Source organism: Gilliamella sp. Nev6-6 (genome assembly GCF_001690605.1).
GTDB classification, from domain to species: domain Bacteria; phylum Pseudomonadota; class Gammaproteobacteria; order Enterobacterales; family Orbaceae; genus Gilliamella; species Gilliamella apicola_C.
Genome location: NZ_LZHP01000008.1, coordinates 1 through 5,408, shown reverse-complemented (window position 1 = coordinate 5,408; position 5,408 = coordinate 1). Strand labels below are relative to the sequence as shown.

Annotated in this window: 9 protein-coding genes and 2 pseudogenes; all 11 read left to right on the top strand. The window is 34.2% G+C overall.

The annotated features are described in order from the left end of the window. Positions 1–171: 171 nt before the first annotated feature. Positions 172–681, top strand: a pseudogene (locus A9G42_RS14585) (HNH/endonuclease VII fold putative polymorphic toxin); the annotation flags it as partial. A gap of 9 nt (positions 682–690) precedes the next feature. Beyond that, positions 691–1,080, top strand: a complete 390-nt coding sequence (locus A9G42_RS00810) for an Imm50 family immunity protein (RefSeq protein WP_065567493.1) — start codon at positions 691–693, stop codon at positions 1,078–1,080. Positions 1,081–1,185: 105 nt separating this feature from the next. After that, complete coding sequence (locus tag A9G42_RS00805) at positions 1,186–1,458, top strand: RHS domain-containing protein (RefSeq protein WP_065582282.1); 273 nt, start codon at positions 1,186–1,188, stop codon at positions 1,456–1,458. Positions 1,459–1,511: 53 nt separating this feature from the next. Continuing rightward, positions 1,512–1,715: a hypothetical protein gene (locus A9G42_RS14580; RefSeq protein ID WP_176700441.1), complete on the top strand. Its 204-nt coding sequence runs from the start codon at positions 1,512–1,514 to the stop codon at positions 1,713–1,715. A gap of 125 nt (positions 1,716–1,840) precedes the next feature. Continuing rightward, positions 1,841–2,293 carry a hypothetical protein gene (locus A9G42_RS13085; RefSeq protein ID WP_081302168.1) on the top strand — a complete coding sequence of 151 codons (453 nt, stop codon included), beginning with the start codon at positions 1,841–1,843 and terminating at the stop codon, positions 2,291–2,293. 189 nt (positions 2,294–2,482) lie between these two features. After that, complete coding sequence (locus A9G42_RS00795; RefSeq protein WP_065582283.1) at positions 2,483–2,776, top strand: hypothetical protein; 294 nt, start codon at positions 2,483–2,485, stop codon at positions 2,774–2,776. Between the two features lie 161 nt (positions 2,777–2,937). Continuing rightward, positions 2,938–3,315 (top strand): annotated as a pseudogene (locus A9G42_RS14575) (TreTu family toxin). Further along, complete coding sequence (locus A9G42_RS00785) at positions 3,305–3,577, top strand: immunity protein TriTu family protein (RefSeq protein WP_065567519.1); 273 nt, start codon at positions 3,305–3,307, stop codon at positions 3,575–3,577. The pseudogene A9G42_RS14575 and the gene A9G42_RS00785 overlap by 11 nt, the downstream one beginning before the upstream one ends. A 323-nt stretch (positions 3,578–3,900) precedes the next feature. Next, the gene (locus A9G42_RS13505) at positions 3,901–4,419 is read left to right on the top strand and encodes a hypothetical protein (RefSeq protein WP_141675214.1); all 519 of its coding nucleotides are present in this window, start codon (positions 3,901–3,903) and stop codon (positions 4,417–4,419) included. 53 nt (positions 4,420–4,472) lie between these two features. After that, entirely contained in the window at positions 4,473–4,745 is a 273-nt protein-coding gene (locus A9G42_RS13080; protein ID WP_065582484.1) for an RHS domain-containing protein, read from the top strand. Positions 4,746–4,828: 83 nt separating this feature from the next. Continuing rightward, positions 4,829–5,230: a hypothetical protein gene (locus A9G42_RS00765; protein ID WP_065652358.1), complete on the top strand. Its 402-nt coding sequence runs from the start codon at positions 4,829–4,831 to the stop codon at positions 5,228–5,230. Positions 5,231–5,408: the final 178 nt, after the last annotated feature.

Sequence of the window (5,408 nt, the reverse complement as noted above, 5' to 3'; positions counted from 1 at the left end):
AATTATTTTAGATTCTATTAAATTTTATATATTTGGCTGTCCGGAAGGGATAACTGATGCAAACGGCGAATTATTCTGAGAATGTAGCTTTCAGTTATGGGGAAAACGGGATCAGGAAATTGAGCACCAATCAATAGAACAAAACCTCTGATATCAGGAACAATATTTAGGCGAAAAACTGGACTGCATGAAAATACTTTCAGGTATTATGACCCGGATATAGGTAGATTTACTCAGCCTGACCCGATAGGATTGCTGGGTGTCTTGATTTGTATCAGTATGCGCCTAATGGGTTGACTTGATTGACCCATTTGGTTTAAAAGCATGTGGGGTAAAAAATAAGAAAACATCGTATGATAGTAAAAGTCGAAGAGATCCATTTAGACAGGTTAAGCACAATGCAGGTATACCGATGAATCAATAGCCTAGAGCCATTACACGACTATCTTTACGAGATGTAATGGCAATACTATGATCGCTAGAAACGGTCAACCAATAAAGACTCGACAATATGAATTTATTGATAAAAACAAAAAATCCATTTTTATTCAATATTATAGTCTTTAGCACACTAAAGCAGAATCAGATCATGGTGCTGAGCCACACTTTAATGTTAGACTTTCAAATAACCTGAATACTGATCATGTTTCTGGAACTCATGGTCATTATAATTTCTCTTAAGGAATTGATATGTGGTTTAAAAACGCGTTAGGCAGAGAAAAAATTCAATTTATGTTTAATAATGAATTTAACTTTCAATCTATTGAATTGAATAGTGTTTCATTTGAAAGCTATTCAGAGGTGAAATGCCATTTAACTTGCAAGGAAATTCCCAAAATTTACCCTAAAAAATGGGATAAAGTTGGATTTAATGCATTAAGTTTAATTATTACTTTTAATGAGATAGTTCAGTTAAATATGTCTGGTTCAAGAGTTGGTTTTTTCTGTTCACCAACGATCACTTCTTTTACGGATTATTCTGAAATAACCGTTAAACATGATAAATTACAGCTTTACTGTAAATCAAAGTTTTTAATTATAGAAAGTATAACTCCCTATATAGATGAAAGATGGGATTAAAAATATAGATGAAATAAATTTTCATTAAGTCGGTGCATCGAAAACATCTGCTAGACCCGCAGGCCCCCCTACAAGCGTACCCACTTCCTGTGGAACAACTTAACAATGATTCAGGAAACCATCCCGAATCAGCACTGTAGCCTGTATATCTATACCGACCAAAACAGCTACGAACCACTGGCATGGATAGGCACAAACGGCAACCAAGAACAGCATATCCGCTATTACCACACCGACCTAAATGCCTATCAGGAAGAGCTAACCGATACAAACGGCGAATTACTCTGGGAATATAGCTTTCAGTTATGGGGAAAGTACATTCAGGCAATCAAACCCGAGCCCATAGAGCAGAATCTCAGATATCAAGGCAATATTTAGACAGAAAAACCAGCTTACATTACAATACGTTCTGATACTATGCTCCGTGAGAATTGAGTTGTTGGCGTACACCAAGAAAGAAATTTTGGAAAAATAAAGCTAAAAATAATCCTAGTATGTATTCGAAAAATAATATTAAATTAATAAAGGAGGGTAAAGCACCCAAATTACAAGTTGAAGTAATAATAGAAAATCCAGCAAAAAGGAAACCAAAAGATGTACAGATAGAATTACACCATAAAGGTATTTTACAATAGGTTGGTGGTGACAATGTTCATAATCATGACAATCTTGCAAAATTAACTCCGTGGGAGCATGAAGCAGTTGATCCGTATAGGCATACTGATTATGATGTTATAAATATAATAAAGGATGCTAATCAATGGTAAATATTAATGAAATTCAATATTTTATAAATAGCTCATTATATAAAACAGCATTAAATAAATTGGAACAAAAATATAAAATTACGACAAACGGAGAAGAATTGCCATCGGTATTGTTCGAATATGATGCAAATAAAATCCATTTATCTGGCGCTACTTTATCTGATTTAGAAAACATATTGTCGAATAGTCTTACTTCTTTTTTGAAGTATATAGCAATTAAGTTAGTCGTCCTTCAGGATGAACCAGATGAACAAGAAGGAAATGATGAGAAGGATGTCACTATTTCAGTGGATGATCCCTATGAAGATTTTCTTATTATTCATTTATTAGAATATTATTTAATTACTAGCGATGCAGGTAACCTGATTAATTATCTAAAAAAAATCAAAATACCTTATAGTAAAAAATATTGTGAACAGTTAAAGAAAATATATGCATTACTTTAATAAAAAAGCTGGAAAGATCTTCTATATTTTTTCGGATTTTTTTGTTTTTAAATTCAGATTATATTTAAGCGACTTTAACCAATATTCTGCCAATTGAGCTCACTAATGAACAAGGGGAAATGGTTTGGCGTGCAATTACTAGCTATACCAAACTATCCAGAATTAATGAAAAAATGATTTGGAGATTCTATGAGGCAATCTGTTAATGAACTTATTAAAATGGGGGCTTTGCCTTCAGAGGAGAGTTCTAATATTGGCTTTATTCAAAAATATCAGAATATTTTACATAACATTCAACCACCTTTATCAAATGAAGAAGCAACTAAACTAATTACCCTTTTTGGTAATGATGAAAGTTATGGATTAGCTTGGTCACTATCACATCTTATTGAATCGAGTGCCGATTTTTCAGTAGATAAGCAATTATTAGAAAATGGAAATCCATGGATTCAGCTATTAATAAAAAGAACTATGAATAAATAGCCTCTAAATTGTAATAAATCCTCAATGTAAAGGTTATCTATTTGAAAAATCTCTAATACTTATAACGCTCGAACATTTTTTTAATCTTAGGAATTCAAATTTTACTCTAAGTATTAAATTATTCGCAAGAATTTAATCTGTATCAGTATGCGCCTAATGGGTTGATTTGGATTGTTCCGTGGCAACTATCATTAGTTACAGTTGGCAACTGGATGGCAGCAGCAGAATATCAAGAAATAATAGATAGCGATAAAACAATACAAAACATAACAGGGACAACTACTCACATGACTTACCTAGCAGATGTTAAGGCTTTTGATAAACAAGCAAAAAATGGAACTTTATATGTTGAATTTAATATTCCTAAAAAATTTATAATTCCCACAAATCAAGAATAAGCAAAAATAGTAGGACCAAATTCTTTAGAAAGTCGCTTAGCACAACGTAAGGGAGTTCCTGTGTCTGAGGTGCCTAAAGCAAATAACATTCGTGTTAAAGTAGAAAAAATTAAAGGAAAATACAATCAATATGTTAAATAAATTTAAATTTTGGATATCCCAACATACTAACTATTCTTATGTTTATCATAAAAATGATTTATCAGAAAGTATCGTTATTGATTTTGAAAATGATATTTATATTGCCCGATTTACTATTTGGGATAATCTAAGTTGCATGTCCGAAATAATAGATTTAAATACTGATCAATATAAAATTAATAAAAGGGAAGAATTTACTTCATTTAATGAATTACTATCTATATTTAGAATTTTTTCAGATTATTTAACTATAAAAGATTAAAATAAAAAATATATTTTTATACATTTATATTATTAAAGATTTGACTGGATATTATAAACTATTGAAAAAATAGATTGATATAGGAGAACTCATTGATAAATTAATCTCGCTCAAATGTCATCAACTAAGCATAAGCAAAACCAATGCCTTAGTTTGGTATGAAGCAAGAGAAGTAGTGTTAAAAAAACCTTATAAAGAAAATTATAACGGGCTTAAATATATAGACGCATTTAAACTTTAATATTAACATGCAAATAGTTGGTAAGCTTTGCCTGCCACACAAATCTTAGCCTTATTGCACAGGCTTTTTAATTGAATTAATCTTGCAAACTATTTTAAAAAATATAATTATTACAGCCGCCCTGCAACGCAAGCAGATTCGGCGTAATCAAAATTCGATTCTTCCCGATATACACATCAAACGCAGCTACCAGTACGACAACCTCGACCGTCTGGTAAGCAAAATATACAGCAAGCACAGACAGACCGATTACTACTATGATCGCACCGGCAGAATTGAAGGCTGTCGCAACCACAGATACAGGAAAATCCTGCAATACGATGCCACAACCAACCTATTAGATCACAGACGACCAATAGAATTAGACCCTAGTAATCAGAACGTCATCTGCTATAACCAGCTCCTGAATTTCAGAGGACACCACTACCGCTACGATGAGCACGGTCAAACCCATAACAAACAAACCATCGGTGCCCCCCAGCACTACCACTACGACGACCACCGCCTGAGCGAAGTACGCATTGAACAAACAGACCGCAGCCAGCGTTACGGCGGAGTCTACGACGCCCTTGGCCGGCGTATCGAAAAACATCAGCTATAGACAACGCAGGCAACCCCTACAACCGTACCCGCTTCCTGTGGGACGGCTTAAAAATGATTCAGGAAACCGGCACGAATCAGCACAGCAGCCTGTATATCTACACCGACCAGAACAGCTACGAACCACTGGCGCGTATAGATAAAAGAGGTAGCGAAGATGAAGAAATATTCTACTTCCACACCGATCTGAACGGTGCACCAGAAGAGCTTATCGTAGCAAGCGGTGACATCGTCTGGGAATGCAGCTATCAGCTCTGGGGTAAACGGATTCATGAAATCGAACACGAATCCATAAGCAGAACCTCAGATATCAGGGACAATATTTAGACCGAGAAACCAGCTTACATTACAATACTTTCAGGTATTATGATCCAGATATAGGTAGATTTACTCAGCCAGATCCGTTTGGTTTGAGCTGTAGTTTTAATAGTAAGTCGAATCGTTGGCGTAATAATGAAACAGGACGTTTTACCAAACGCCCAACTGATCCATCAGAATTAGCTAGATATGGGAAGGTAAATAAAGCAGACATAGATGCATGGGCCACACAAGGAGGAATACCAAATACTTGGCATGCTGATCCTAAGCGTTTCCTGAGCGGAAAGTTTAGATATGAAGGTCAAGAGTACCAAGTACATGGCATAGATCCTACTACAAAAGCAAAATGGCCAACAGCTAACTCAGCAAATGGCCCAACGGCTAGTATTAAAAATACTATAAATGGGCAAAATTATAGAACTGATGGGACATGGGGAACATTCAAATCAGATCCTAACAGTGCACATATTCCCCTTAACGGATCATTTTATTAAGGTAATTAATATGAATTTACAAAAAATAAAGGATAGAGTTTTATCCCTCCCAACCATAATGGGTATATCAGAAGAAATATTAATAATTAAAGAATTAAAGAATTAATGATCATTAAAACTGATGATTTAATCCAAAATAAAGATATTTTTCGATTTATCTTAGATTCATTAGAGCTAT